Source organism: Roseibium alexandrii DFL-11 (genome assembly GCF_000158095.2).
Classification (GTDB): domain Bacteria; phylum Pseudomonadota; class Alphaproteobacteria; order Rhizobiales; family Stappiaceae; genus Roseibium; species Roseibium alexandrii.
In genome coordinates this window covers 1,655,747-1,682,478 of sequence record NZ_CM011002.1, presented here as the reverse complement: position 1 = coordinate 1,682,478, position 26,732 = coordinate 1,655,747, and the positions used below count along the sequence as shown (strand labels likewise).

Sequence of the window (26,732 nt, the reverse complement as noted above, 5' to 3'; positions counted from 1 at the left end):
GGCAATATATGAAACCAAGCCAACTGATTTGCAGGACTCTTTTGCTGCTTTTTACTGCACTTCTTTCAATTCCGGCCAGGGCATCATCGACCGATGTCGGAGAACAAACAGTCCCATGGTGGTCAAGTCCCGGCGAAACGGACACAACTGCGTTTTCTGCACTCGTGCTCCTGTTTCTCTTGTTGTTTGCTGTCTTCCACATGTACGCGCGGTTCGATCGGTTCGCTGAGAAACACAATGAAGGAACCCCTCTTCAGACCACAATTCCGACCCTCTTGATGATTGCCTTTGCGTACGAGATTTTTCCGCCCTTGAGCCATTTCAGCATTCTCCTGCCGCTTTCTTTGATTGCGACGGCTCTCGCACGCGATCTGATGCTTTGGTTTGAGCCAATGAAAGAACACACGCTGAAGGGGGAGCTTGAGGGAATCATGCTCGAAGAGCTGCAGCATGAGCATCTTGGTGAGCACGACCGGGACGGAAAACGGGTCCGAACCGCGCCCAAACAAGCCTCCGGCCAAACGGTGATAGCAGAGGCTCATGATCTTGCACCTGAACGGCCAGATACGCCGCCCCCATCACCAGTAACACCTTCAGACAAGTCCAAAGGAGGAACCGGCAATGATTGAGTTGACCGTTACCTCAATCCCGTTCGTCCTGCGGATCCTTTACCTGCGCTGGCGCGGCATTCCGATCACACTCTACAATGTTCACATTGCGCTCTTTGCCTGGCTGGCATTGGCTTTCGCGGTGTTCTTCACCGTCTTCTATTATTATCCGAAGTCTTACACAGGGTTTGTTCCGTTTCGCATTGTCCCGGTCGTCAGCGAGAATGGCGGCACCGTGACACAGATCGAGGTCGACAACGGCACCAAGGTAGAACCCGGTCAGGTCCTCTTTAGGGTCAGTGATGAGACCGAACAGGCTGCGGTTCGGACTGCCGAGCTGAAGTTGGCCGAAATCGACAAGGCTTTTGCTCTTGCGCAAGCGCAGGTTCGGTCGGCGCAGGCTTCTCTGGATCGCGAAGAGGCGGTGTTGCAGCAAGCCGTCGAGGTTTTTGAAGACCAGGAGGAGCTGCGGGTCCGCCAGTCCGCTGCTTATACGGCGACCCGTTATGAAGCGGCCGTTGCCGACAGGGATGCGGGCCAGGCCAAGGTCTCCCAGGCTCAGGCGATGCTTGATGAGGCAAACCTGCAGCTTGAAGAGGTTATCCCGGCCCAAAGGGCCAGTGCCGAGGCGGCGCTAAAACAGGCGCAAGTGGAACTTGAGAAGACTGTGGTCCGGTCTCAGGTGGACGGAATGATCGATCAATTGACCTTGCATGTGGGAGCCCGCGCGTCCCAGATCGCGACCAACCCGGCCATGATCATCATACCGGACCGGGATCCGGAACACCCAAGGCGGGTCCTTGCTGGCTTTTCTCAGGTGGCCCGGTCGGTTCTTTATGTCGGCATGCCGGCAGAGGTAGCGTGTGACACAAACTTCAATGTTGCGATGGTCGATTCCGTTCTTCCTGCGCGAATTGCAGGGATTCAGCCGGAGATCGCAGCAGGCCAGATAACGGCGACCGGCCGTTTGCTGGAGCCTTCCCAGTTTTCGGTAAGAGGCGAAGTCACGGTGCTTCTTGAAATGGTTCACCCGGAACACGAGCAACTTCTGGTCAATGGAAGTGGATGTATTGTGCAGACCTATGATCGCAATTTTGGTCATGGTCTTGGCGGTCACGTATTGAGCGGGCTCGGTATCATCAAGGCCTGGGGACTGCGGATCAAAGTCTGGATCGCTTTGGTCACCGGTGTCGGACTGGCCGGCGGCGGACATTAGGGATTAGACACCCTGAAATCCCGTCCGGCCCCCTCCCTCGGGATTGAGGGGTGGGGCGGGGCCGGATGGGCGGTGCAGCCGGTTCGATGCCTGTGGAAGGGTCTCGAAACGGCATTACCGATCGTGTTGAATTGTAAAAAAACATTATTCCGCCGCGCTGCATCACCGACATTGAATGCGGGAAACTCAGCGCTGCTGCAGGTCTGTTTAGCTCGTTGCGTTACTCGTCGAATTGGTGTCCGGTTCGGCGTCGTCGGCCGTTACCAACCGGCCTTCCTGGGCCTTGTAGAAATACTGGCTTGCGATCAGCCAGCCTTTCAGTGGGCGCAGCATCGTGAATGCAGGTCAATAGGATCAACGGCAGGGTGGTGATCAAATGCACCCAGTATGGCGCGGTGAACGCGATTTCCAGCCAGATGCCGAACGCCACTGCCGGAATACAGCCAAAGCAGATCACGAATAAAGCCGGGCCGTCTGCCGGGTCTGCAAAGCTGTAATCTAGCCCGCAAACCTTGCAGCCCTTGGCCATGGTTAGGAAGCCGTCAAAAATCTTTCCTTCACCGCACCGGGGACAGCGGCCACGAATGCCGGTTTGAACCGGGGGCAGTTTGGGCCATTGATGCTGTGTGCTCATGTCGGAAGCCTTTCCGGTCAGGTCTTTCCCTGGCCGTTATATGCAGTCAATTTGATAATTGATGTCATTTTGTCTGCAGTCAATATCTCAAAATTGAACCTGTTTCGCAAGCAGGGTCGGTGCGGCATTTTGGTTCTGCCGCAAGCGCTGCAGATCAGAAATAGGCAGATGCCTGTTCCGGAGAGCTGTCCAGCAGGCTCGCGATCGTCTCCAGTGCCGTGTTCAGAGTGGTGCGCGGGACAGGGCCGCCCAGACACAGGCGTACAGCCTCTGCCGATGAGCCCGCCGCCGTAAATGCGTCGCTTTCCGTCACTCCGATCTCAAGGCCGCGCAGCTGGCTTGCAAAGCTTGAGCGGGTCCAGCCATTATCGACCGTGAGCCAGACATGAAAACCGTTAGGGTCCGTGCGATGCGCTAGGTCCTGAAGATGGTGCGCAGCGAGCGTTTGCCGCTCCGCGCTTTCCTTACCAACAGCGGCGCAGATTTCGGCCGCTGTTCCTTCCAGGATCCACTGCGTTGCAAGCGCAACGGTGAGCGGAGCGGGCATCACCTGACCGGTGCGCAGCGCGCGGGAGACCTGCCAGCCGGCTTTTTTGGACGGTGCTTGCACGTAGGCAACGCGCAGCCCCGCGCCGATGGTTTTAGATAACGAGCCGATGTACCATGTGTTCCGGGGGCAGAGTGCTGCCAGCGGCGGTGGAGCGGTGGGCAGCAAGGGGCTGTAAGGATCATCTTCCAGGATCGGTAAGCCATACCGGGCCGCGATATTGGCGATAGCGCTGCGGCGCTCCTCCGGCATTGTGTACGTAGTCGGGTTTTGGATCGTTGGATTGAGGTAAAGCGTTTTCAGATCAACTTTTTTACACGCCTTTTCCAATGCATCCGGCACGATCCCGTCGTCATCCATGTCAAGTCCAGTAAGCTGCAGACCCATTTGAGCAGCAAGCGATCTGATGCCTGGATAGGTGATATTCTCGCACGCGATATGATCGCCTGGGCGGGTCAAAATCGTAAGGATCGCAGCCAGTGCTGCCTGGGCGCCCGGAGCGATCAGAATGCGGTCAGTGTCTGGCGCCAAGCCAGTCTGGTGCAGCCAGAGACCAGCGGCCTTCACGTCTTGCTCTGAGCTCTCAAATGTCTGATAGCGCATCAGGGCAGGAAGATCGGCAGAGAGCGCGCTAAGGCTTTTCTGCATCTTCGCCTGAAGCTCGGGGGCACTCGGCTCAGGCGGCAGGTTCATGGAAAAATCAGGAGCAGCCATACGCATGGGGTTTTGCGACAGCGCACCGATCGGGACCGTGTTCTTGTCTCCGGAGACAAATGTACCGCTGCCCACGAGCGAAGAAATCACCCCTCTGCGGCGCGCTTCATTATAGCCCCGGGCGACGGTGGTGAAGTCGAGCCCGAGTTGAACGGCCAGCCGCCGCTGTGCAGGCAGCCGGTCTCCGGTTTTCAAGACGCCCGATGCAATATCCTCCTCGATGCTGTCGGCAAGCGCGAGATAGCGGGGCGCTGCGCTGCGGCTGAGGTCAGGGCACCAGTCGGTCATTGTCGATCACTTCCCAAATTGACTGCATATTGACTGTATAGCGCAGTCATTCATTTTTGTCAGCCCACAGCAATCCGTTGAAACATGAAGAGATGTTTTTCGAACGCGGTGCGTCTTTCGGCATCTCGTCAGGGCTCTATACTCAAGGGCCACAAAGGAAACGCCGGGAGGACACGTTTTGGGTTTCAAATCGACTGCCACTGCCATTCTGGCGCTCGGCGCATTCTCAGCGGCGCATGCAGCCGGACCCGATGGGCCGCCAATCGGTGCAGCGATCAAGGATATTCCGCTGTTCGATGCGCATGTCCATTACAAGGAACCGGCATGGCAAAGGTTCCCGGTCGAAACCATCATCGAACTGATGGACGAAAACGGGGTCGCCATGGCTCTGGTGTCGTCCACGCCGGATGAAGGCACCATCATGCTTTGGGAATATGCCCCCAATCGCATCGTCCCGGAGCTTCGGCCCTATCACGGCGCGGCCGGGTCTTCCAACTGGACCAAGACGGAGGGGATGGACGCCTACCTGGAGACGCGTCTTGAGACTTATCCGCACGAGGGCATTGGTGAATTCCACATCCACCGCCTGGACACGTCTGATGAGCCGCTCTTCCGCAAGATCATCAAGATGGCGAAGGACCGGGACATCTACTTGCACGTTCACTCCGGCGCGGACCCGATCCGCTGGCTCTATGGGCTGGACCCGGATGTGAAGATCATCTGGGCGCATGCCGGCCTGTCCACACCGGCATCAGAGGTCTACGCGCTGATGGAGGCGTTTCCGGAACTTCTCGCCGACACCTCTTTGAGGGAATGGGAGATTGCCGGGCCGGGCGACAAGCTCAGCCCCGAGTGGGTGGAAATCATTCTCGATTTCCAGGACCGTTTGATGATTGGCAGCGACACCTGGGTGAACAGCCAGTGGGAGAACTATTCGGCGATCATGGACATGAACCGCCTGTGGCTCTCCCAATTCCCGCGCGAGATCGCCGAAAAACTCGCCTACAAGAACGCCGAACGGGTTTTTGGCCGCAAAATTTCGATGGAGCAAATCGGGACGCGGTGAGGGGTTACGGCCAGATCAGCGGTGCAACGGTCTCGTCCGCATCGCCGGTGGCGACTTTGGTGCCGCCCTTGATCTTGGCTTTTCCGGACGCCACAAGCTGCAGGGCTTTCGGATAGATCTTGTGTTCCACGTCTAAAACCCGGGCCGCGAGGCTGTCGGGCGTGTCCTGATCGAGAACCGGGACGGCGCCTTGTGTGATGATCGGTCCGTCATCCATTTCGGCAGACACAAAATGGACCGTCGCGCCGTGCAGTTTGACGCCTTCTTCAAGCGCTCGCTCGTGGGTCGCCAGGCCCTTGAACGAGGGCAGTAGGGCCGGGTGGATGTTGATCATCCGGCCCGCCCAGGCGTTGACAAGGTACGGCGAGAGGATCCGCATGAAGCCGGCAAGGGCAACAAGGTCTATTTTGGCTGCTTTGAGGACCTCATCGACGGAGCGCTCAAAGGCTTGCCTGTCCCCGCCGTATTCCGTGTGATCGACGACAGCTGTGGCAATCCCGAACTCCTTAGCCCGCTCAAGACCCTTGGCGTCGGGCCGGTTGGAAATGACCAGCGAGATCTCTGCCGGAAAAGCCGGATCCATGGCCGCGGAAATCAAGGCGCCCATGTTTGAGCCGCGGCCGGATATCAAGATGGCGGTCTTTTTGCGGCTCATGATGGCAGGCCCCCGGTTTCAGATAATGGCTTTCGGATCAATGTTGGCGGATTAAAGCTTGAGTGCGCCGTCAAACAAGACAGGGCTGCTGCCGGCCGTTTCAATCCGGCCGATTTTGACAACGGTTTCACCAGCTGTTTCCAGCGCGGCCGAGACCGCTGTGGCTTCATCGCTTGCGACCACAACAACCATGCCGATGCCGCAGTTGAAGGTGCGCAGCATTTCAGCTTCTGCAACTCCGCCCTTTTCGGCGAGCCAGGAGAAAACCGGCGGAACGGATATCTTGGCAAGGTCAATGCGCGCAGAAGACCCTTTTGGCAGGACCCGCGGCAGGTTCTCCGGCAGGCCCCCACCGGTGATGTGAGCGAGCGCCTTGATACCGCTGGTTTCCTTCAAGGCGGCAAGCAGCGGTTTGACGTAGATCTTGGTCGGGACCATCAGTGCCTCGCCAAGGGTCAGGCCCTCTGCGAAGGGCGCCGCGGCTGACCATTCAAGACCGGTGAGCTCAACGATCTTGCGCACCATGGAATAGCCGTTGGAATGGACGCCGGAGGACGCGAGGCCGAGGAGCACATCGCCGTCAGCCACATCCTGGCGCGGCAGGATTTCGCCGCGCTCCACAGCGCCGACGGAAAAACCTGCGAGGTCATAGTCGCCAGCGGCATACATGCCTGGCATTTCGGCGGTTTCACCGCCAATCAGGGCAGCACCGGCCATCTTGCAGCCATCAGCGATGCCGGCGACCACATCGGTGGCCGTGTCGACATCCAGCGCACCGGTTGCAAAATAGTCGAGAAAAAACAGAGGCTCAGCGCCCTGAACAATCAGATCATTGACGCACATGGCAACAAGATCGATCCCGACGGTGCGGTGTTGGCCCGTTTCAATCGCGATTTTCAGCTTGGTGCCAACGCCGTCATTGGCCGCCACCAGAACCGGGTCTGTAAATCCGGCACCTTTGAGGTCGAAGAGACCGCCAAAACCGCCAATATCACTGTCTGCACCGGGGCGGGATGTCGCCTTGACCAGCGGCTTGATCCGATCGACCATCGCATTGCCAGCGTCGATGTCGACCCCGGCATCGGCATAGGTCAAACCGTTGGAACCGGAAGAAGACGATTGGCTCATGAGGCGCTCCAAAGCTGGCTGCGGTTGGCTTTGCCTGCTGCGCTTACAGCCTGGGGCTTCAGAAAACAAGAGCCGGGCGGGTGAAGTCACCGGCAAATGGCGGGCTCTTGACCTGCCAGCCCCTGGCATCCTAACTGCACACAACGAGAGAGTGCCGGGCACAGGGATGCATATCGTGCAGTCGGCAGACCGTATTCGGAACAAGGAAACCGACACATGACATTGCGGCGTCAGATCCAGTTCTGGCTGATTTCCCTGTTCGCTTTCTGCGCGTTTCTCTATGTGTTTTCAGGCGTCTTGCTGCCGTTCGTGGCCGGCGCTGCCGTTGCATACCTGCTCGATCCTGTGTGCGACCGGCTGGAAAAACTGGGCATGGGCCGTCTTTGGGCGACGTTCACCATTCTGCTGGCGTTTGTTTTCCTGCTGATCCTGTTTTTTATCTTGCTGTTGCCGGTGCTCGGAAACCAGCTGGCATCGTTTCTTGAACGCTTTCCAGAGCTGGTGCGCCAGCTTCAGGGCCTGGTGAACGATCAAATGGGCCAGCGTCTTGCAGAAGCTGCCGGGATCAATCTTGCAGATCTTCAGGCCAGCATGGCCGAAATGGTGGGGCAGGGCGCTGCGTTTGTCGGCAAACTGGCGCAATCGGTCTGGAGCGGCGGTCAGGCGCTGTTGTCAATCCTGTCTCTCTTCGTCATTACGCCCGTCGTGGCATTCTACCTTCTGCTCGACTGGGATCACATGATCGCAAAGATCGACGGCTGGCTGCCGCGCGATCATCTTGAGGAAATCCGCGGGCTTGCCCGCGAGATGGATGGCGCCGTTGCCGGATTTGTCCGCGGCCAACTGTCCGTCTGTCTTTTGCTCGGCGCGTTCTATGCCATCGCGCTTGCCGTTGCCGGGTTGAATTTCGGTCTTTTGATCGGAATGGGGGCCGGCCTCGTCAGCTTCATCCCGTTTGTCGGTGCGGGACTGGGTTTCATTGTCTCCATGGGGGTCGGGGTCGTGCAATTCTGGCCGGAATGGCCGATGATCCTGGTCATCGGTGCAGTTTTTGCCGTCGGTCAGTTTCTTGAAGGGAACATCCTCCAGCCGAAACTCGTTGGAAACAGCACTGGCCTTCACCCGGTGACGCTGATGTTTGCCCTGTTTGCCTTTGGATATCTCTTTGGATTTGTGGGGATGTTGATTGCAGTTCCGGCAGCGGCCATGATTGGCGTGCTTGCACGTTTTGCGCTGAAGCAGTACCTAGCGAGCCCGGTTTACACCGGGAGCCGCCGATTGAGTAAGATCGGGCCTGAGGACACCGCCTCCCAAGAGGGCGCCAACGAGTAGACGAGTTAAGATGGCGGAAACACCGCGCCAGTTGCCCCTGGATTTGCCGCACGATGCTGCCCTTGGCCGCGAAGACTACCTTGTGGGCAAATCCAATCAGGCTGCGTTTGAGCTCCTGGAGCGCTGGCCGGATTGGCCGTCGCCCGTTATCATCCTTGCTGGTCCGGTCGGCTCCGGCAAAACGCATCTGGTCGAGGCCTTTCGTGATGAGACCGGTGCTGAAGTTATCCAGGCGCGGGATTTGACCGAGGCTGGTGTCTCCGCGCTTGTCGCAGCGCCTGCCTGTGTCGTTGAAGATGCGCATCGCGGTGTCAACAACACGGCCCTGTTTCATCTGCTGAACGCGGCGCGTCAGGCGGGCAAGACGGTTCTGATCACCAGCCGCACCTGGCCGGCGTCCTGGAAGATATCCTTGCCCGATCTCTTATCGCGGCTGCGTGCGGCAACACCGGTCGAGGTGCTTGAGCCGGATGACGATCTGCTGCGGCGGGTTCTGGTGAAGCTCTTCGCAGACCGGCAAATCGGCGTTGACATCGGTGTGGTGGACTATCTGGTCGTGCGTATGGAGCGATCGCTTGAGGTCGCTTTGAGGGCTGTGGATGCCATTGACCGGGAAGCGCTTGCCGGCCGGGTGAAGATCAGCAAGCCACTGGCGGGCCGCGTTCTTGAAACTGTCACAGGCACCGATTAGAGGCCACATGGCCTAGTCACCCTTTTGAATCTGAAGTTCGTCTCATTGTGCAGCCTGCCCGGTGCGAACTTCAGATTCAAAAGGGTGACTAGCAAGTTTATGTTTCTAGTGTGGTTTTCGATTTTAGAGTTCGCTACGGAGCGTGCCGCTCTAGTGAGGCGAATTTCAAATTCACCACACTAGGCCATTGAGCTTTCAGATGTTATGACCAGAAGCGACACGGCAACGTGCTGAGTTGAGCAAATACTTCGGACCGGAGGAGCCTTATGACCGAGACTGTTGACGCACCTGACACTGCTTCCTCAGCGCAAAAGGTGCCCAACCACCCGGACATCAAGGCGGCACGGGATACGGCAGAGCATCTTCCGACATCGACAGCCCGGTTCATGAACCGCGAACTCTCCTGGTTGCAGTTTAACCTCCGGGTTTTGGAAGAAGCCATGAACCGCAACCATCCGCTTTTGGAGCGGGTTCGGTTCCTGTCGATTTCAGCCAACAACCTGGATGAGTTTTTCATGGTGCGCGTCGCCGGTCTGCGAGGACAGCAACGGGCCGAAGTGAGACACCTTTCCGATGACGGACTGACGCCAACGGAGCAGCTGGAGAAGATCAGCGAAGCAGTTCATCAGTTGCAAGCGACCCAACAGCAGATCTGGGGCGAATTGCGCGGTGAGATCGCTGAAAAAGGCATCGAGATCCTTCATGGCGACCTGTTGGACGCCAAGGAAAAACAATGGCTGGAAGATCATTTCCTGTCTTACATTTTCCCGGTGCTGACGCCTCTGGCGATCGATCCTGCGCACCCGTTCCCGTTCATTCCGAACCTTGGTTTTTCAATCGTCTTTGAGCTGGCGCCAACCGGGGGCGGGCGCAGCATGATTGCCCTCCTGCGTATTCCAAGTCAGGTCGCCCGCTTCGTTCGAATGCCCAAGACCAGTGATGGGGCCGAACGGTTCATTGCAATCGAGAAGGTCGTCTCGCTGTTCATTGATCGCTTGTTTCCGGGCTACGAAATCCGCGGCAAAGGCGCCTTCCGGGTCATCCGCGACAGTGATCTGGAAATTGAGGAAGAGGCGGAAGATCTGGTGCGCTTGTTTGAAAGCGCCCTAAAACGCCGCCGGCGCGGATCGGTGATCCGTCTGGAAATCCAGGAAACGACTCCGCCGGCTCTGCTGGAGTTCGTGGCAGACGCCCTGGATGTGGACGGGGAGGAGATCTTCCTCGCCAAAGGACTGTTGGCGCTGAACAACTTGTCTCAGATTGTGGATCTGGAGCGGCCGGATCTGAAGTTTGAGCCCTACACGGCCCGTTTTCCAGAACGCATCCGGGAACATGGTGGAGACTGCCTCGCAGCGATCCACCAGAAGGACATCATTGTCCATCATCCGTATGAGTCCTTTGATGTCGTCGTCCAGTATTTGCGCCAGGCTGCAAGAGACCCGGATGTGGTCGCGATCAAGCAGACCCTCTACCGGACATCAAACAATTCACCGATCGTCAAGGCACTGGCGGAGGCGGCCGAAGCTGGAAAGTCAGTCACCGCTCTGGTCGAGCTGAAGGCACGCTTCGATGAAGAAGCCAACATCAAATGGGCGCGGGACCTGGAACGCGCCGGTGTCCAGGTTGTCTTCGGCTTTATCGAGCTGAAGACCCATTCGAAGCTCTCCATGGTCATCCGGCGGGAGCACGGGCAGCTGAAAACTTACTGCCACATCGGTACCGGCAACTATCATCCGATCACGGCGCGGATTTACGAGGATCTGTCCTTCTTCACCGATGATCCGGGTGTTGCCGAGGATGCTGCGCGGGTCTTCAATTACATCACCGGTTACGCGGAACCTGCGGAACTCAATTTCCTTGCTGTGTCACCGGTGAACTTGCGCAAGCGCATGATCGAAATGACCGAAGCGGAAATCGAACATGCCCGGGCAGGCCGTCCAGCACAAATCTGGATGAAGATGAACAGCCTGGTCGATCCGGAAATCATCGATACGCTCTACAAGGCGAGCCAGGCGGGCGTTCAGGTCGATCTGGTTATCCGCGGCATCTGTTGCCTCCGGCCGGGGATTGCCGGATTGTCCGACAACATTCGGGTGAAATCCATCGTTGGCCGGTTCCTGGAACACTCACGGATTTTCTGTTTCGGCAACGGTCATGGCCTGCCGTCGCCGGAAGCGCATGTCTATATTGGCTCCGCCGACCTGATGCCGCGCAACATCGACCGCCGCGTGGAAGTGCTGGTACCGCTCACGACACCGACAGTGCATGAGCAGGTCCTTGATCAGATCATGGTGGCCAATTTGAAGGACAATCAGCAAAGCTGGCGGATCCTTTCAAACGGAAGCCATGAGCGGATTGAACCCGGTGCCAATGAAGAGCCGTTCAATGCTCATCGCTATTTCATGACGAACCCGTCTTTGTCCGGCCGCGGAAAGTCATTGAAAAGCGACCGTCCGAAGCCTTTTGTTAAGCGAACAAAGAGACGATGATGCCAACCGCATCCGGACCCGTCAGATGGGCGGCGGAAACTGTAATTCCGGAATTGACCCTGTGATCCGATGACGTTAAGTGCAGGCACATTCAAGATCAGCGGTCGGAAAAACTGCCCGCTGACAGGCCGCAAGGGCAAGGATTGACCTTTGATGTCTTCCCAACATCAGCCGGCACGTGGCCGGCTTAACGGCACCGGCCCAATCGCTGTGGTCGACATCGGATCCAACTCCGTTCGTCTGGTGATCTATGAGCGCAAGGCGCGGACGCCGACGATGCTTTTCAATGAAAAGATGCTGGCGGGACTTGGGCGCGGCGTTGCGGCGACCGGGCAATTGGCTGATGGATCTGTAAAAGCGGCACTTGGCGAGCTGGTGCGCTTTCGCGCGCTCATTCGTCATACAGGTTGTCAGGACATTTACATTGTTGCAACAGCTGCGACGCGCGATGCAGAGAACGGGCCGGATTTTGTCCGCGAGGTCGAGGCGATCCTCGGAGCACCTGTGCGCATATTGGACGGCAACGAAGAGGCCTATTTTTCTGCCCTTGGCGTTACTGCAGGGTTCTGGCAGCCGCGCGGACTCGTCGGGGATATGGGCGGGGGCAGTCTGGAGCTCGTCGAAGTCGATGACAAAGGCCCTGGCCTTGGCATGACCTTCCCGCTCGGCGGCCTGCGTCTTGCGGAAATGGCAGAGAGTAGCATCGAAAAGGCCTCCGAGATCGCTGAAGCAACACTGAAGGATTTCCATTGGCCGGATTTGCCGCCGGGCGAGCGGACGTTCTATGCAGTCGGCGGAACGTGGCGGTCGTTGGGCCGTCTTCATCTGATGCAGAAAAACTATCCGCTGCACGTGATGCACAACTATCAAATAAACGCCGATGAGGCGATTGAGTTCTGTCGAAAGATCGCCGTTCCGGATCTTGAAGGCGTGGAACTTGCCGAAGTCGTTTCCAAGCAGCGCCGTCCGCTCGTTCCGATCGGGGCCGTAGTTCTGGAGCGTGTGCTCACCGCCATGAAGGCGGAACGGCTGGTGTTTTCGGCAACCGGTGTTCGGGAAGGACTACTGCATTCCAAACTGTCACCGGAAATGCAGGCGCAGGACCCGGTTATTGAGGCGGCCCGCGAGCTCTGTGTGCTGAGGGCGCGATCGCCGCAATTCGCCGAGGAACTGATTGGCTGGTCCGACGCCCTGTTCCATATGCTTTCGATCGAAGAGACGGCCAATGAAACCCGGTTGCGTCATGCGGCCTGCCTCTTGTCTGACATTGGCTGGCGGGCTCATCCGGACTATCGCGGGGAGCAGAGCCTCAACATCATTTCCAATGCATCGTTCGTAGGGCTCGATCACGCAAGCAGGGCGTATTTGTCCGCTGCTGTGTTCTACCGGCATGAAGGGCTCAGGGAAGGGGCGCTGTCGACCGTAATCCGGGAGCTGTTCACCGACCGCCTTCGGATCCGCGCCAAGGTTCTGGGCGCGACTTTGAGGGTTGCCTCACTTTTAAGCGCGTCCATGGGGGGCATGCTGCCGAAGGTCGGCATCAGCATGGAGGGCGAGGAGCTTGTCCTTGATCTTGGCACCGAACTGGCCGATCTCGATGGGGAGCGCCTGCGCAAGCGTGTCGGTCAGCTGTCCAAGTGTATTGACGCGCCGGTGAGTGTGCGCGTGAGTGCATAACTATTTTCTCTGGCACTCGATTAGGCTGCTGATCTGAAATGAAAAAAGGTGCCTGAAACGGCACCTTTTTGTCAGATCTCTATGTTGAGTCTGAAATTACTCTGCTGCTTGCGTGGCCTGCTGAGGTGTCTGTTCCAAAACAGTGATTTGCCGGTTCTGGAATGCCAAAGCCACTTCTCCGCGCTTGAGCTTGAGCGCCGTTTCTCCAAACAGCTCCCGCCGCCAGCCTTTCATCGCAGCAACATCAGCGTTGTCATCAGCTGCAATTTTTTCCAGATCGTCGACAGTGGCAATCACCTTGGCTGCAACACCATGCGCTTCGCTGACGAGTTTCAATAGGACTTTCAGCAAATCGACGGCGGCAGCCGATCCATCCGGCGCTTGCCGGCCTTTCGGCAATTTCGGGAGCTCAGATTTGGGGATCTCCAGTGCCCGGCGGACCGCTTTCAGGATCTCATCTGCGTTGCGGGATCGCTCAAAGCCGCGCGGGATGGTGCGCAGACGTCCAAGCGCTTCCGTCGTCACAGGCTGTTGTGCAGCCAGTTCATAGATGGCGTCGTCCTTGATCACGCGGCTGCGTGGGACATCCCGGTTTTGGGCCTCAGTTTCGCGCCAGGCCGCGACTTCCATCATGACTGCGAGTTCAACCGGTTTGCGCACACGCAGTTTCAAGCGCTTCCAGGCCTGGTCCGGATCCGCGCGGTAAGTTGCAACCGACGTCAGGACTGTCATTTCGTCCTGCACCCAGTGGGTCCGGTTCTGTTCGGCCAGATTCGCCTTCAGGAACTGAAAGGCATCCCGCAGATGGGTGACATCGGCAAGGGCGTAATCCAGTTGCTTGGCAGTGAGCGGCCGACGGGCCCAATCGGTAAATCGGGAGGACTTGTCTATCCGCGCACCCGTCACCTTATAGACGAGCTGATCATAGGAAATGGAGTCCCCAAATCCGCAGACCATGGCTGCGACTTGCGTGTCGAACAGAGGGGCAGGGATTAAGCCGCCCAAATGGTAGATGATTTCGATGTCCTGCCGGGCAGCGTGAAACACCTTTGTCACACTGTCGTCGCGCATTAGGTCGAAAAAGGGCTCTAGATCAAGGCCTTCAGCTAGAGCGTCAACGATAAAGGCCATTTCTGTACCGGCCATCTGGATGACGCACAGCTTCGGCCAGAAGGTCGTTTCGCGGAGAAACTCCGTGTCGACGGTGACATAGTCGTTGGTGGCAAGACGCTGACAGGCAGCGGCGAGGTCTTTAGTTTTTGTAATCACTTCCATGGTGATCGAAAGCTATACCCGAGTTCTGTCTGCTTGTCGCCACGAAATGGTACCGATTGGCGATGTAGATCTTGAAAAGGTGCAATATGTGCGCCTAGTGTGGGCGCGGATATAATGGGAAGTTTTGAACGGGGAGCGGGAATGCGCAAGATCTTGGTGGTGAATTCCAAAGGCGGGTGCGGCAAGACGACAATTGCAACGAATTTGGCTGTGGCTTTGGCTGCGCGCGGTGAGGACGTGGCTCTTGCTGATGCTGATCGGCAAAAGTCGAGCCTTTCCTGGGTCAAGCGTCGGCCAAAAAAAATGACGTCAATCGAAGGCCTCGACTGGACTAAGGAAAGCAGTATTGGTGACAAGTCGAAGGGGCTTGATGCAGTCGTCATTGATGGGCCAGGAGGATTGCGGTCCGAACTTGCCAAGACACTGATTGCAGAAGCTTCAGATATTCTTGTTCCGGTTCTGGCGTCTGCGTTCGACTGGAACGCGACCTTGAAATTTCTCGATGGCATTTCGGAAATCAAACGTGTTCGCAAAGGAAAGGCTGAGATCCACGTCATCGCCAACAGGATCAACCGGCGGTCAACACAGGTCGGGGAACTGGAACAAACCTTGTCAAAAAAAGGCTACCCGGTTTTGTGTCGCATAACGGATCGCGTTGCCTACGCCAAGCATGCCGCCGCTGGATCCGGGATATTCGACTATTCCGATGCGCAATCCCACGAGATTCGTGGCCAATGGCATCCGTTGTTGCAGGCCGTCGATACCTGAATGTAGGCGAAACAGCAGCCTAAATGGTGACGGCATCCACAGCTGAAATTATCGGTCCGGCCAATTCGGATGGAGGCCATCGATGACGAAATCATGCCCGTGCCTGTTGCCATGGGCATTGATGAGATGCGGGTGATCGGGCGGCAGGTCCGGGTGATCGTGGATGAGGAACCTTGGATCGTCCTTCGGCCAGAGCCAGCATGCAGCAAGGGCAGCGGGTGCTGCGACAAGCGCAAGGACGGTCAAGGTTTGCTGGATGGAGACGGCACTGCCGAGCCAACCGGCCAGCGGATAGGTGATCAACCAGCCGGCATGGGACAGCGCGAATTGTGCGGCAAAGACAAGCGGCCGATCCTCAGCGTGCGCCGAGTTCCGCAACAGGCGGCCAGACGGCACCAGCACTGCCGACATGCTGGCGCCCATGAATGCCCAGGAGATAAGCAAAGCGGGCCAGAGGGCGTTCTCAGCCAGATTTGAATAGAGCGCGGCGAACACAAGAAGCAGTGTTGGCAGCATCGCGCCGCCAGTAAGCATCACGGACCGCTCCGTATACCGTTTCAAGAACTTGGGGACGAAAAACGCGGTAGCCATTGACCCGCCGCCATAGGCCGCCATGGAAAGAGCGAGATCTGTGTCACTGAGCCCGAGTTTGGATTTGACCAGAACAACGCCATTGACAATCACCATGGCGCCGGAGGCTGCGACCGTGAGATTAAGGGCCATCAAGGCGCGCAATCGCGGTGTCTTGAGATAGATTTTCACCCCATTTTTGATCCGCTTTATGGGGGATGCGGTTTGTGCCGCCTTCATGGCTGGCAGGGCGGTGTAGAATACTAGAGCAGCCGATACCAGGAAGCCTGCAGAGGTCCAGGTGAAGAGCCAGTGAAAGCCTATCGCACTTACAAGGATCGCGGCGGCCATCGGGCTCAATAGATTTTCAAGATCGTAGGCGAGCCGGGAAAGTGACAGAGCGTTTGTGTAGTCGTCTTCGTCCGTCAAGATATCCGGAATGGTCGCCTGAAACGTCGGTGTGAAAGCGGCTGACGCCGACTGCAGCAGCGCGATCAGCACATAAATCTGCCAAACCGCATCAACGAAGGGCAGGGCCAGAGCGAGCGTTGCTCTGACCAAATCCAGGAAGATCAGAAACGCGCGCCTTGGAAACCGGGCTGCAAATCCGGCAGCCACCGGGCTCAAGGTCACATAGACGATCATCTTGATCGCAAGGGCAGTGCCGAGAACAATGCCAGCATCCGCGCCTGCAAGGTCGTAGGCGAGCAGAGCCAGCGCTACAGTCATGAGACCAGTGCCGAACAGGGCAACCACCTGAGCAAAGAACAGGTGCCGGTAGGTTCGGTTTACAAGAACGGAAAACAACTGCGAGAGCTCCGGGGCCAGAATCCAGACCCGTTCTAGCAACCATGTTTCATATGAAAAAGAGGGGCAGCATTCTGCAGAGCTGTTTTATCCCGCGCCCAAGGGATACAGCGCGCCATTTCAGCATCGTCGTTTGCAGAAAGAAAAAGGGCGGTCACCAGGACCGCCCATTGATGCAGTCTTCTTATGCGTCAGCCGGCGTTTTCGACGATGATCGCTATGCCTTGACCGCCGCCGATACACATGGTGGCAGCACCGAGAGAGCCACCGGTCCGCTTCAACTCGTAAATGAGCTTGGTCATGATGATAGCTCCCGTTGCTCCGATCGGGTGGCCAAGCGCAATCGCACCGCCATTTGGGTTGACTTTTTCGCCCGGCAATCCGAGCAGATCGTTGACAGCGCAGGCCTGTGCGGCGAAAGCCTCGTTGGATTCCACCACATCCAGATCGGCCGCTGTGATGCCAGCGCGTTTCATCGCGATCTGCATGGCCGGGACCGGACCAATGCCCATGACGGCCGGATCAACACCGGCAACACCATAAGCGCGGATTTTCACCAGCGGTGTGGCACCCAGTTCAGCGGCTTTTTCAGACGTCATGAGCGTGATCGCGGCTGCCCCGTCATTAAGCCCGGAGGCATTGCCGGCGGTGACCAGACCATCCTTCTTGAAGACCGGACGCAGCTTGGCAATATCCTCAATCTTGGCATCGTGGCGGACATGTTCGTCCGTATCAAAAACGGTTTCCTTGCCGCGGCGGCCAACGGTCAGTGGGATGACCTGATCTTTGAAGTGACCATTCCTGATCGCTTCGCTGGCACGCCGGTGGCTTTCCAGCGCGAACGCGTCCTGACGTTCGCGGGAAATGTTATTCTGCTCTGCAACGTTTTCTGCCGTAACGCCCATATGACCAATGCCAAATGGATCGTGCAGGGCGCCGGTCATCATGTCATGTGCGGTGGTGTCACCCATCTTCTGGCCCCAACGGGCGGCAGGCATCAGATATCCGGACCGGCTCATGCTTTCAGCGCCGCCTGCGAGGGTAACATCGCCATCGCCCATGGAGATGGCCTGGACCGAGGAGACAATTGCCTGAAGACCGGACCCGCATAGACGGTTCATGGTGAGCGCGGGCGCATGGTCTGGCACACCGGCCTGCCGGGAGGCCACACGCGAGATGTACATATCCCGCGGCTCTGTGTGGATGACATTGCCGAAGAAAGCCTGTTCGACCTGGTCGGCCTGAATGCCGGCGCGCTCAATTGCAGCCTTTGCAGCAGCCGTGCCGAGGTCAATCGGTGCCATGTCTTTCAGGGACCCGCCGAAGCTGCCGACAGCTGTCCTGGCTGCGCTGGTGATGACAATGTCTTTCATCTTAGTATCTCCAAATCTGACGTTGCATCTTTTTGGCAGTCCGATCTTGCTACCGCAAGCGTCAACGTCGTCAGCTACACCTTTCAGGGTAAGTCTGAGGCCGGTTTCCGCATTCGCAACCAAATCGTCTTAAGCTTGGCCAGCAGGAATGCCGGATTGCGTTTACGGGATCTGCAAAAACGTGTTGACCGGAGTGCCGGTCAAATTACGCTGCGGGAGAAAGTTCTGCGGCTGGTCAAAGAGACCCGAAGCATTCGGGTGAGGGGCGACAGAGATGCTTGGCGTGGTGTTCACCGAATTCATGGAGATGGTCGAAGACGAGTTCTCCTTTGATGTGGCCGACGAGATCATGGATATTTCCGGGGTCGGTGTCGAAACCGGCTTCACAGCGGTCCAGGAATACTCCCACACAGACATGGTCAAACTGGTCGCAGCCTTGCACAAGGTTACGGGAATGGAAATCGATGCTCTGATCACCGCATTCGGTCAGCATCTTTTTCAGCGCTTCACTGTGACCCATTCTCAGTTTTTCAGCGGGGCAACATGCAGTCTCGACTTTCTGGAAAACATTGAAGGCTACATTCATGTCGAGGTGAAAAAGCTCTATCCGAATGCGGAGCTTCCCACCTTCCGCTGTATCCGGCATGCACCTGACAAGTTGGAAATGAATTATAAATCGAAGCGGCCTTTTGGAGACCTCGCTCATGGGCTCATACGTGGATGTGGCGCGCATTTTAAGGACGATCTGGAGATCGAACGCACAGATCAAAACGGCCCGCACGAAGTACAGTTCATGATCAGGCGGGAGAGGCCGGTGTGAGCGATCATCCCGACGCGATAAAATGGAAACGGCGCTTTGAACGCGAACGCATGGCGCGCAAGGAAGCTGAGCGGCTCCTGGAAGACAAGAGCAGTGAGCTTTATGAGATCAATCAGAAACTGATCTCCACGCTCGGCGATTTGGAAGCGCAGGTTGAAGAACGCACTGCAGCGCTCAAAACAGCAATGTCGGATGCTGTGAAGGCAAATGAAGCCAAGTCCCAGTTCCTCGCAAACATCAGCCACGAGATCCGGACACCGATGAACGGCGTCATTGGCATGGCAACCTTGCTGCTCGACACTTCTTTGTCAGACAATCAACGGCATTACGCGACCACGATCCGGGAATCCAGCGATGCACTGCTGACAATCATCAATGACATTCTGGATCTCTCGAAACTCGAAGCCGGACGTCTGGAACTCTCCAACGAGGAGTTTCAGTTGGCGGACGTGATTGATGGCGTCCTGGAGATCCTGGCTCCAGCGGCAATTTCTAGGTCATTGGACCTTGTCAGCTTTTTGCCCATGGAGCTGCAAACCAGTGTGGTTGGCGATGCTGGCCGCTTGCGCCAAATCCTGCTCAATCTCGCTGGGAACGCCCTGAAGTTTACAGACAAGGGCACCGTTGCCGTTCGGGTCTCAGAGGCCAAGTCTTCCGGTAAGGTTCGGTTTGAGATCGAAGATACGGGGATCGGCATTCCGCAGGACCAGCTTCCAACACTTTTCGATAAGTTTGTTCAGGTCGATCCAAGTTCCTCCCGGCAACATGGCGGCACCGGCCTTGGCCTCGCGATTACCCGCCAATTGATCAGTCTGATGGGCGGGCGGATTGGCGTGCAAAGCGAAGAGCGCGAAGGCAGTCTCTTCTGGTTCGAACTGCCACTGCTTAAAGACGACCAACAGCTCGGACAGACTGCAAAAACGATGTCTCAGGACCAGGCACCGAAGACCGTGCTGTGTCTGGTTGGAGAGCCTCTTGCAAGAACGACGCTCGTTGCGCTGGTTGATGATCTGGGTCACACAGTTGTCAGCGCATCAACATCTGCCGATGCATTGCAGAAACTCTCTGCAAATCGGACAGACACCATTCTGATCAGCGCAGTCTCTGAGGCCGAAGCGTATGAGTTCTTAAGACAGGCACGTATGGTGTCAGGTTACAGCACTGCAGAGGTCATTCTGACGTCAAATCTTGTGTTCGACGCGGCGGATTTGGAGCCAGCGATTGCGCAAAACACGATTGTACTCCCAAAGCCTTTGACCCGCAGCGCAATCCAGAACACGCTTCTTGGAAACCCTATGCCGACATCTCACCGGGTGCAAGACACGAAACCCGAATTTACGCATCAAGTCTCAGAAGCTGAGCCCGGGTCTCTTCCGCGCTTGCTTGTTGTTGAAGACATCGTGACGAACCAGCTGGTTATCACTGGGTTTCTTCAAAAACTCGGATATGAAGCAGATATCGCGGACAATGGGCAGGAAGCCATTGATCGTGTGCAGTCAGCCGACTACGACATGATCTTCATGGATATGCAGATGCCGGTGATGGACGGCCTAGAGGCAACGCGCCGAATTCGGCAGCTGCCAGGTCCTGCCGGCCTTGTGCCCATTTTCGCGATGACCGCAAATGCCATGCAGCAGGATATGGACCTTTGCCTCCAAAGCGGCATGAATGGTTTTCTCACAAAACCGATTAGTCTGGACAAGCTGAAAACTGTCCTTCAAACAGAACTTGCGTCGTGACAGATCGCTATAGCGGCGACATTCCGCAATAAGCCATGGCAGAGACAGTTATTCCGCACCTCGTAAAAGCCTGCCAAATACCCAGTAACTGCAAGGATTTCAACATGCTGAGCGGTGTTTGCATCGGGACAAACGACATGGCGAAAGCGGCAGAGTTTTACGATGCTGTGTTTGCAACGATCGGGGTGACGCCTGCATTTCAGGGCGAACATGAAAGAGGCTATGCGGAAACAGACGGACGGGTGACTATATTCATCGTAACGCCTTACAACAACAAGCCTGCGACGTTTGGGAACGGCACCCAGTTCATCTTTCATGCTGCTGACAAGGACGGTGTGCGCGCGTTTCATTCCGCTGCACTTAACAACGGCGGAACGGATGAAGGGTCGCCCGGGCCACGCGATTACCATCCGGATTACTACGGCGCTTATGTCCGGGATCCGGACGGCAACAAGCTCCATATCTCAATCAGTCTGAACGACAAATAGGCAGCAGTAGTCCTGGGATGCCGTGACGGATTAGCTCCTTGGCAACGGCGGTTTGCTGGGCGGTACGATTTCGAATTTAGCTCCGCTTGCTTGCGGAGTGGTCATGAGCTCGACCGCTTGTACAGGCTTTGCGCTGGGCACGGGAACAAACTCAGGCTGGGGCACGAACCATGTCTGGAAACTGTAAGTGGGGGCGGAAACGGGATCCTTGAGATAGCTTGGCGCTCCGGGGAGGCCCATCGGGTAGCGCCGGTTTTGTCCGGCCTCATAGGCAGCGGTTTCATTGCTGCATAGCCGCATGCGCATGTCTTCCGGCTGGGTTTCCGACGCGTTGGGCAGTTCGGCAAGGGCTTGACCATTTGCGGTGAGGTTTCCGGCAAAGGCGTCATCGAACAATTTTGCGGTCCGTTCTGATCGTTCCCGGCCTGTTGTTGCGCCAAGAACAACCGCCAGCAAGCGTTTGCCGTCCCGTTCGGCAATCGCCACGATATTGCGGCCTGCAGAACACACAAAACCGGTCTTGAGACCCAGCGTTCCGGGGTAGCGAGTGATCAGCTCATTGTACGAGATCAGTTCCTTGTCATCGATGGTGACGGCAGCTGTACGGAACATCCGGCGGTAATCCGGATATACTTGGAAAAGGTCACGGCCGAGAACCGCAAGATCGCGCGCTGATACGGTTTGCTTCTGATCGAAGAGGCCGTTCGGGTTGGTGAAATGCGTTGCCGTCAGACCGAGACGGTCCGCTTGCGCGTTCATCAGGTCGACAAACGCAGCCTCCGTCCCAGCAACGGTTTCCGCGAGCGCGACGGCCACTTCATTTGCCGAACCGACCAATACCGCATAGAGCGCATCTTCCAGCGTCATTGCATTGCCGACCTTGAGCCCAGCATATGCAGCGGACTGGTCCATTGCGTTGTGGGACAGGATGACCGGCGTTGAGAGGTCGACGTCCCCGCGCTCAAGGGCCTGGAACGTAATGAGCGCGGTCATCAGCTTCGCTGTAGACGCGGGATACCAAGGGTGTCCAGCCGCTTCGGCATGTAAGACAGCGCCGGTGTCGAGATCGACGACAAGGGATGGTGTCGTGAGTGTCTCATTTTCCTGCGCGACACCTGCACCGATGCCGCTAAATGATCCTAACAGAAGGCCAACTAAGACGGTTATGATGGCGGTAAAGCGAAGCATTGAAGGCCTTTTCATCATTGCGTATCGCGGCTTTGGTGACCGGTGCGGTGAGTATTATGCGCGCAGGCGTCCGTTACAAAAACAATACGACCGGTTTAAGTTGGTTAAAGGTGTTCGCTAAAATTTGCCTCACCCTAATCGTTAGAGAAAATTGGATCTTTCAAACTGGAATGATCCGGATTGGTTGCAAGTTTTGTCTGAACCTAAAAAAGAAACTGGGTTGCGACCAGAAGATGTCGATCAGAAGCCAAATGGCATTGTGACCGTTGCCGTTGTCTCTCAACGATTTTCTCCCCGGGAAGGCTAAGGTTATAGAAGTCGGTTATTGGCAAGACCGGGCCAAGGTTGGATACTTCGACGTGTCCGGTGAACCTCATCTGCCACGACAATACCTCGGGGGCCGAGTTTTAAGTCGGAGAGGACCAGCAGACTGGGGATGCTTGTAAGACTGCGCAATGCGTTTGATTTTGGGCAAACATGCTGAACCGGCGGAGCAACAAGGTCTGTTCGAAACAAGGAGATGAGTCTTTGCGGTTGACCACTGCTGTATATCCACACCGCAGAGTCATTTGACGTGATTGTGCTTGGAACAACTTGAGCGGTTAGAATATCTTATTGATTTAAATAGTTAGCACATCACAACAAGCCGCAGTCAGCGGCGCTTATCCCAAATTGGGAGAATATGGCTAGATTTATGGGTGACCTGACGCCCGGAATGAAATAGTAGGCTTCCGCAACGGGAGGTCAGGAATGGCTCTGCAGATACTGCAGGTCACTGGGTACTGCAGATCACTGGGTAGAGAGCGGTGATGAATACGCTATACAGAAATGCCAGGCGTCTAATTGCTATTGTCTTTTTGGCGATGGGCTTGAATCTGGCGGGCCCTGTGGCGGCAGCTTATGCCGAAACGGATCTTCATCTGATCTACCTGCCGCACCGGCTGACGGAAACCAGCAACAAGCAGTATGACCGCCTGTTGGACGAGATTTTCACTGGCACCGAGCTGACGGTTGCCCGCGAAGCGTCCCCCATGAAACGCGCGTTGACGCTGTTCTTGTCTGACCGCAACAGCTGCCTCTTTCCGATCAGCGTCAAGGCGCTTCACGCAGTCGCCGAGCCGGACGCAATTGTGTCTTCAGACCTGATCGACATCGTTTCCCTGCGGCTTTACACGCCGACCGGCGATGCAGAGAAAGCCTTTACATCTGTCGATGACTTTGACCCAAAACGGGTCGGCTACATCGCGGGGTCCGGGACTGTGCAAGGTCTCGGCCCCAAGCATGAGCTCTTCGTTCCCATTCCGTCTGAAGAACAGCTTATCCGGATGCTGGAACTCGGACGTCTTGATGCGTTCCTGGGTCATCACCCGGATACAGCTTTGGCGTTGGAAGACCTGAACAGACCAGGTCTGCTTCGCGTCAGTCCCATCACGGTGAGCAATGTGCGTTTTCCAATCTCTTTCGTCTGCCATGACACGGCGGACGGGAGGCACTTCATTGAAGAGGTGAACGCGCGGATCCGGCAGCTCCATCAAGACGGAGACATTCGCCGGGTGCTTGGCCCCCACGCCAATCTCCCGACGGATGCCGAAGATGCAATTGGCGCCCAAGTCTCTCAATGAGAATGACGTTTTAACGGATCGTTCTGACGGAGAACGGTCATCACGGACTATTCGATGAGGGTTAGGCTTGATCCCGGCGCGTTGCAAAGACAGAATACATCATGACCTGCAAGAAACTTAGACTTGGCCATATCGGACTTTTGTTGCTTGCGTCGGTCATTTTGTTGCCGGGCTCTGCGGGCGCGCAGCAACCAGACACCGTTAAGCTCTATCTGAACTACCTTCCGCACAGGCTGACCGAAACCAGCGGCAAGCAATATGATCTTTTGCTGGACGTAGCGCTGTCAGGCAAACTTGCTCAGGTGCCAAGGGGAGCTGCCCCGCTCAATCGTGCAAGGGCCCTGTTCCTCGGTGATACCGGCAGCTGCCTCTTCCCAACAAACATCATGGGGCTTGATGCCGGGGATCAAACGGCAACTCTGATTGCCTCTCATCCTGTCGATATTGTATCGCTCCGTGTCTACACCACGACCAACGGGGCGTCTTTTACATCTCTGTCTGATTTCGATCCGTATCGGGTGGGTTACATCGAAGGGTCTGGCAGCATTCACGGCCTTGCAGACGCGGAAAAGTTTTATCCGATCCCATCGTAAGAACAGCTTATTGAAATGCTCAGTCTCGGGCGCCTGGATGCATTCCTGGGGCACCATCCGGATAAGGCACTTGCTTTGGAGGAATTGGGGAAGCCGGATGCGCTGCGTGTCAGTCCGATCACGCTCCACAACATTCGCCTGCCAATATCCTTTGTCTGCCACGACAATGAGCCGGGGCGGGCGTTTGTCGCTTCCATCAATAGCCGTATCTCAGACCTTCAAAAGAGCGGTCAGATCCGCAGCATCCTCGGGCCTCACGCCGAGCTGGCGGCCGAGGCGGCGGATAGGGACGAGAAACCGGAAGACATGATCCGGTAGACCGGTTGGGGGGGCCGTCCCGTTTTCCAGCTCTTCGTTTTGATCATTGCTTCCCGTTCCCTTGACATTCCGCGCTGGGCATGGCTTGTGCAGCGCGCACGGCCTGCGTTCTGCGGGCCGTAATGGTTTCCTGTGTCTCGACGTTGCGACTGGCGGTTTGAGGCGCTCTGCACATCTGAACAAGAATTGAGGAACGAGAATGCATCCCTACCGTAGCCATACTTGCGGTGATCTGCGTCTGTCCGACGAAGGCCAGACCATCCGTCTTTCCGGCTGGGTCCACCGGGTCCGAGATCATGGCGGGGTGCTGTTTATCGATCTGCGCGATCACTATGGAATGACACAATGCGTGGTCGATCCTGATTCTGCGGCCTTCGGTTTGGCCGAAACTGTTCGCTCCGAGTGGTGTATCCGCATTGACGCGACCGTGAAGAAGCGGACAGAAGAAACCATCAATCCGGACCTTCCAACTGGCGAGATCGAAGTCTTCATCCGGGACATGGAAGTTCTTGGCTCTGCCAAGGAATTGCCGCTGCCGGTTTTCGGCGAGCAGGAGTATCCGGAAGAAGTGCGCCTGAAATATCGCTTCCTGGATCTGCGCCGCGAGAAACTGCACAACAACATGATCCTGCGCTCCAATGTCGTGCGCGATATCCGCGACCGCATGTGGGCGATTGGCTTCAACGAGTTCCAGACCCCGATCATCACGGCCTCTTCCCCGGAAGGCGCGCGCGACTTTCTGGTGCCGTCCCGTCTGCATCCGGGCAAGTTCTATGCGCTGCCGCAAGCGCCGCAGCAGTTCAAGCAGCTGCTGATGGTCTCAGGGTTTGACAAGTACTTCCAGATCGCGCCGTGTTTCCGCGATGAAGATCCGCGTGCCGACCGTTCGCCGACCGACTTCTACCAGCTGGACATGGAAATGTCCTTCGTGACCCAGCAGGAAGTTTTCGACACGATCGAGCCGGTGATTGCAGGCGTTTTTGAGAAGTTCGGCAACGACCGTCCGGTCAACCGCAACTGGCCGCAGATCTCCTATAAGGACAGCGCGCTGTGGTACGGTACTGACAAGCCAGACCTTCGCAACCCGATCAAGATGCAGATCGTCTCCGAGCATTTCGCCGGATCCGGCTTTGCGATCTTTGCCAACCTTCTGGAGCAGCCGGGCACGGAAATCCGCGCCATTCCGGCCCCAAAAGGCGGCAGCCGCAAGTTCTGCGACCGCATGAACAAGTTCGCGCAAGGCGAAGGCTTGCCGGGTATGGGCTATATATTCTGGCGCAAGGCCGAAGACGGTTCCATGGAAGCGGCCGGTCCTCTGGCGAAGAACATCGGTCCGGAGCGCACCGAAGCGATCCGTCAGCAGCTTGGTCTTGAAGTCGGCGATGCGGCCTTCTTCCTGGGCGGCAAGCCGAAGCAGTTCCAGGCCGTTGCCGCAAAAGCCCGTGTCACCATTGGTGAAGAGCTTGGCCACACCGACAAGGACCGGTTCGAATTTGCCTGGATCGTCGACTTTCCGATCTACGAGAAGGACGAAGAAACCGGCGAGATCGACTTTGAACACAACCCTTTCTCCATGCCGCAGGGTGGGATGGAAGCGTTGGAAGGCGATCCGCTGGAGGTTCTTGGGTGGCAGTACGATCTGTCTTGTAACGGTCACGAGCTGGTGTCCGGTGCGATCCGGAACCACAAGCCGGAGATCATGTACAAGGCGTTCGAGATCGCCGGTTATCCGAACGAGGAAGTCAACAAGCGTTTCGGCGGCATGGTCAACGCGTTCCAGTACGGCGCTCCGCCGCACGGTGGCTGTGCGGCCGGTATCGACCGGATCGTGATGCTGCTGGCTGACGAGGCGAACATCCGTGAAGTTATGCTGTTCCCGATGAACCAGAAGGCTGAAGACCTGATGATGGGCGCCCCGAATGAGCCGGATACCGCTCAGCTGCGCGAACTGCACCTGCGGCTTAACCTCCCGGAGGAATGATCTTTTCGGGAGAGGGTGCGAAAGCCTGATACAAACTTCCAGTCCGCTGGAGCACAAAGGCCGGCTTTGCTGGCCTTTGTCGTATCAGACGGCTAGAAAGCTCCGATTGGTGATTTGCCGCTGATCGAATCGCACCAATGCAGTT

General features: G+C 56.9%; 22 protein-coding genes and 1 pseudogene. 15 read left to right on the top strand and 8 right to left on the bottom strand.

The genetic code is table 11. The features are described 5' to 3' along the window. The first annotated feature begins 41 nt into the window (after nucleotides 1-41). On the top strand, nucleotides 42-629 hold the full coding sequence (locus SADFL11_RS07750; protein WP_134852950.1) for a hypothetical protein: 588 nt from the start codon (nucleotides 42-44) through the stop codon (nucleotides 627-629). Beyond that, nucleotides 622-1,824, top strand: a complete 1,203-nt coding sequence (locus SADFL11_RS07745) for an HlyD family secretion protein (protein WP_008192649.1) — start codon at nucleotides 622-624, stop codon at nucleotides 1,822-1,824. The genes SADFL11_RS07750 and SADFL11_RS07745 overlap by 8 nt, the downstream gene beginning before the upstream one ends. A 207-nt stretch (nucleotides 1,825-2,031) precedes the next feature. Here the strand turns inward: SADFL11_RS07745 and SADFL11_RS07740 are convergent. Both SADFL11_RS07740 and SADFL11_RS07735 read right to left on the bottom strand, forming a co-directional pair. Beyond that, a pseudogene (locus SADFL11_RS07740) lies at nucleotides 2,032-2,458 on the bottom strand (DUF983 domain-containing protein). A 154-nt stretch (nucleotides 2,459-2,612) separates the two neighbouring features. Next, a complete protein-coding gene (locus SADFL11_RS07735) occupies nucleotides 2,613-4,007 on the bottom strand; it encodes an aminotransferase-like domain-containing protein (protein WP_008188694.1) in 1,395 nt (464 codons plus the stop codon). Between the two features lie 178 nt (nucleotides 4,008-4,185). Here SADFL11_RS07735 and SADFL11_RS07730 point away from each other — a divergent pair, with 178 nt between their 5' ends. Beyond that, nucleotides 4,186-5,073, top strand: coding sequence for an amidohydrolase family protein (locus tag SADFL11_RS07730; RefSeq protein ID WP_008192187.1), 888 nt, complete (start codon nucleotides 4,186-4,188; stop codon nucleotides 5,071-5,073). 4 nt (nucleotides 5,074-5,077) lie between these two features. On the opposite strand, the gene purN is transcribed toward SADFL11_RS07730, so the two are convergent. Together purN and purM are read right to left on the bottom strand one after the other, a co-directional pair. After that, the gene (gene purN / locus SADFL11_RS07725; protein ID WP_040451880.1) at nucleotides 5,078-5,728 is read right to left on the bottom strand and encodes a phosphoribosylglycinamide formyltransferase; all 651 of its coding nucleotides are present in this window, start codon (nucleotides 5,726-5,728) and stop codon (nucleotides 5,078-5,080) included. 51 nt (nucleotides 5,729-5,779) lie between these two features. After that, a complete protein-coding gene (purM, locus tag SADFL11_RS07720) occupies nucleotides 5,780-6,856 on the bottom strand; it encodes a phosphoribosylformylglycinamidine cyclo-ligase (protein WP_040451882.1) in 1,077 nt (358 codons plus the stop codon). Nucleotides 6,857-7,072: 216 nt separating this feature from the next. On the opposite strand from purM, the gene SADFL11_RS07715 reads away from it, so the two are divergent. The 4 genes from SADFL11_RS07715 to SADFL11_RS07700 all read left to right on the top strand — a co-directional run bounded on the left by SADFL11_RS07715 (nucleotide 7,073) and on the right by SADFL11_RS07700 (nucleotide 13,045). After that, the gene (locus SADFL11_RS07715) at nucleotides 7,073-8,188 is read left to right on the top strand and encodes an AI-2E family transporter (protein WP_008190741.1); all 1,116 of its coding nucleotides are present in this window, start codon (nucleotides 7,073-7,075) and stop codon (nucleotides 8,186-8,188) included. A 10-nt stretch (nucleotides 8,189-8,198) separates the two neighbouring features. Beyond that, a complete protein-coding gene (locus SADFL11_RS07710; protein ID WP_008197104.1) occupies nucleotides 8,199-8,879 on the top strand; it encodes a P-loop NTPase family protein in 681 nt (226 codons plus the stop codon). Between the two features lie 266 nt (nucleotides 8,880-9,145). Further along, a complete protein-coding gene (locus SADFL11_RS07705) occupies nucleotides 9,146-11,368 on the top strand; it encodes an RNA degradosome polyphosphate kinase (RefSeq protein ID WP_008195795.1) in 2,223 nt (740 codons plus the stop codon). 153 nt (nucleotides 11,369-11,521) lie between these two features. Next, on the top strand, nucleotides 11,522-13,045 hold the full coding sequence (locus tag SADFL11_RS07700) for a Ppx/GppA phosphatase family protein (RefSeq protein WP_008193398.1): 1,524 nt from the start codon (nucleotides 11,522-11,524) through the stop codon (nucleotides 13,043-13,045). A gap of 96 nt (nucleotides 13,046-13,141) precedes the next feature. Here the strand turns inward: SADFL11_RS07700 and rnd are convergent, their stop codons facing one another. Further along, nucleotides 13,142-14,320 carry a ribonuclease D gene (rnd, locus tag SADFL11_RS07695; RefSeq protein WP_008192174.1) on the bottom strand — a complete coding sequence of 393 codons (1,179 nt, stop codon included), beginning with the start codon at nucleotides 14,318-14,320 and terminating at the stop codon, nucleotides 13,142-13,144. Between the two features lie 141 nt (nucleotides 14,321-14,461). On the opposite strand from rnd, the gene SADFL11_RS07690 reads away from it, so the two are divergent. Next, the gene (locus tag SADFL11_RS07690) at nucleotides 14,462-15,088 is read left to right on the top strand and encodes a nucleotide-binding protein (RefSeq protein WP_008196777.1); all 627 of its coding nucleotides are present in this window, start codon (nucleotides 14,462-14,464) and stop codon (nucleotides 15,086-15,088) included. A 48-nt stretch (nucleotides 15,089-15,136) separates the two neighbouring features. Here the strand turns inward: SADFL11_RS07690 and SADFL11_RS07685 are convergent, their stop codons facing one another. Then, the gene (locus SADFL11_RS07685) at nucleotides 15,137-16,465 is read right to left on the bottom strand and encodes an MFS transporter (protein WP_040453308.1); all 1,329 of its coding nucleotides are present in this window, start codon (nucleotides 16,463-16,465) and stop codon (nucleotides 15,137-15,139) included. Nucleotides 16,466-16,656: 191 nt separating this feature from the next. Next, nucleotides 16,657-17,838: a beta-ketothiolase BktB gene (bktB, locus tag SADFL11_RS07680; protein ID WP_008193675.1), complete on the bottom strand. Its 1,182-nt coding sequence runs from the start codon at nucleotides 17,836-17,838 to the stop codon at nucleotides 16,657-16,659. A 274-nt stretch (nucleotides 17,839-18,112) separates the two neighbouring features. Here bktB and SADFL11_RS07675 point away from each other — a divergent pair, with 274 nt between their 5' ends. The 3 genes from SADFL11_RS07675 to SADFL11_RS07665 all read left to right on the top strand — a co-directional run bounded on the left by SADFL11_RS07675 (nucleotide 18,113) and on the right by SADFL11_RS07665 (nucleotide 20,885). Then, nucleotides 18,113-18,658, top strand: coding sequence for a heme NO-binding domain-containing protein (locus tag SADFL11_RS07675; protein ID WP_040451887.1), 546 nt, complete (start codon nucleotides 18,113-18,115; stop codon nucleotides 18,656-18,658). Continuing rightward, nucleotides 18,655-20,397 carry an ATP-binding protein gene (locus SADFL11_RS07670; RefSeq protein WP_008196521.1) on the top strand — a complete coding sequence of 581 codons (1,743 nt, stop codon included), beginning with the start codon at nucleotides 18,655-18,657 and terminating at the stop codon, nucleotides 20,395-20,397. Before SADFL11_RS07675 ends, SADFL11_RS07670 begins: the two co-directional genes overlap by 4 nt. A 104-nt stretch (nucleotides 20,398-20,501) precedes the next feature. After that, a complete protein-coding gene (locus tag SADFL11_RS07665; RefSeq protein WP_008194928.1) occupies nucleotides 20,502-20,885 on the top strand; it encodes a VOC family protein in 384 nt (127 codons plus the stop codon). A gap of 30 nt (nucleotides 20,886-20,915) precedes the next feature. Here the strand turns inward: SADFL11_RS07665 and SADFL11_RS07660 are convergent, their stop codons facing one another. Beyond that, nucleotides 20,916-22,073 (bottom strand): D-alanyl-D-alanine carboxypeptidase family protein, encoded by a 1,158-nt coding sequence (locus SADFL11_RS07660; protein WP_081450589.1) that lies wholly within the window; start codon nucleotides 22,071-22,073, stop codon nucleotides 20,916-20,918. Between the two features lie 809 nt (nucleotides 22,074-22,882). On the opposite strand from SADFL11_RS07660, the gene SADFL11_RS07655 reads away from it, so the two are divergent. From SADFL11_RS07655 to aspS, 4 genes are all read left to right on the top strand, one after another. Next, nucleotides 22,883-23,695 (top strand): type 2 periplasmic-binding domain-containing protein, encoded by an 813-nt coding sequence (locus tag SADFL11_RS07655; protein WP_081450590.1) that lies wholly within the window; start codon nucleotides 22,883-22,885, stop codon nucleotides 23,693-23,695. A 101-nt stretch (nucleotides 23,696-23,796) separates the two neighbouring features. After that, nucleotides 23,797-24,288 carry a hypothetical protein gene (locus SADFL11_RS07650; RefSeq protein ID WP_008195089.1) on the top strand — a complete coding sequence of 164 codons (492 nt, stop codon included), beginning with the start codon at nucleotides 23,797-23,799 and terminating at the stop codon, nucleotides 24,286-24,288. A gap of 15 nt (nucleotides 24,289-24,303) precedes the next feature. Further along, nucleotides 24,304-24,606 (top strand): hypothetical protein, encoded by a 303-nt coding sequence (locus SADFL11_RS07645; protein WP_008193567.1) that lies wholly within the window; start codon nucleotides 24,304-24,306, stop codon nucleotides 24,604-24,606. Between the two features lie 199 nt (nucleotides 24,607-24,805). Next, nucleotides 24,806-26,587 carry an aspartate--tRNA ligase gene (gene aspS, locus SADFL11_RS07640; RefSeq protein WP_008193261.1) on the top strand — a complete coding sequence of 594 codons (1,782 nt, stop codon included), beginning with the start codon at nucleotides 24,806-24,808 and terminating at the stop codon, nucleotides 26,585-26,587. Nucleotides 26,588-26,732: the final 145 nt, after the last annotated feature.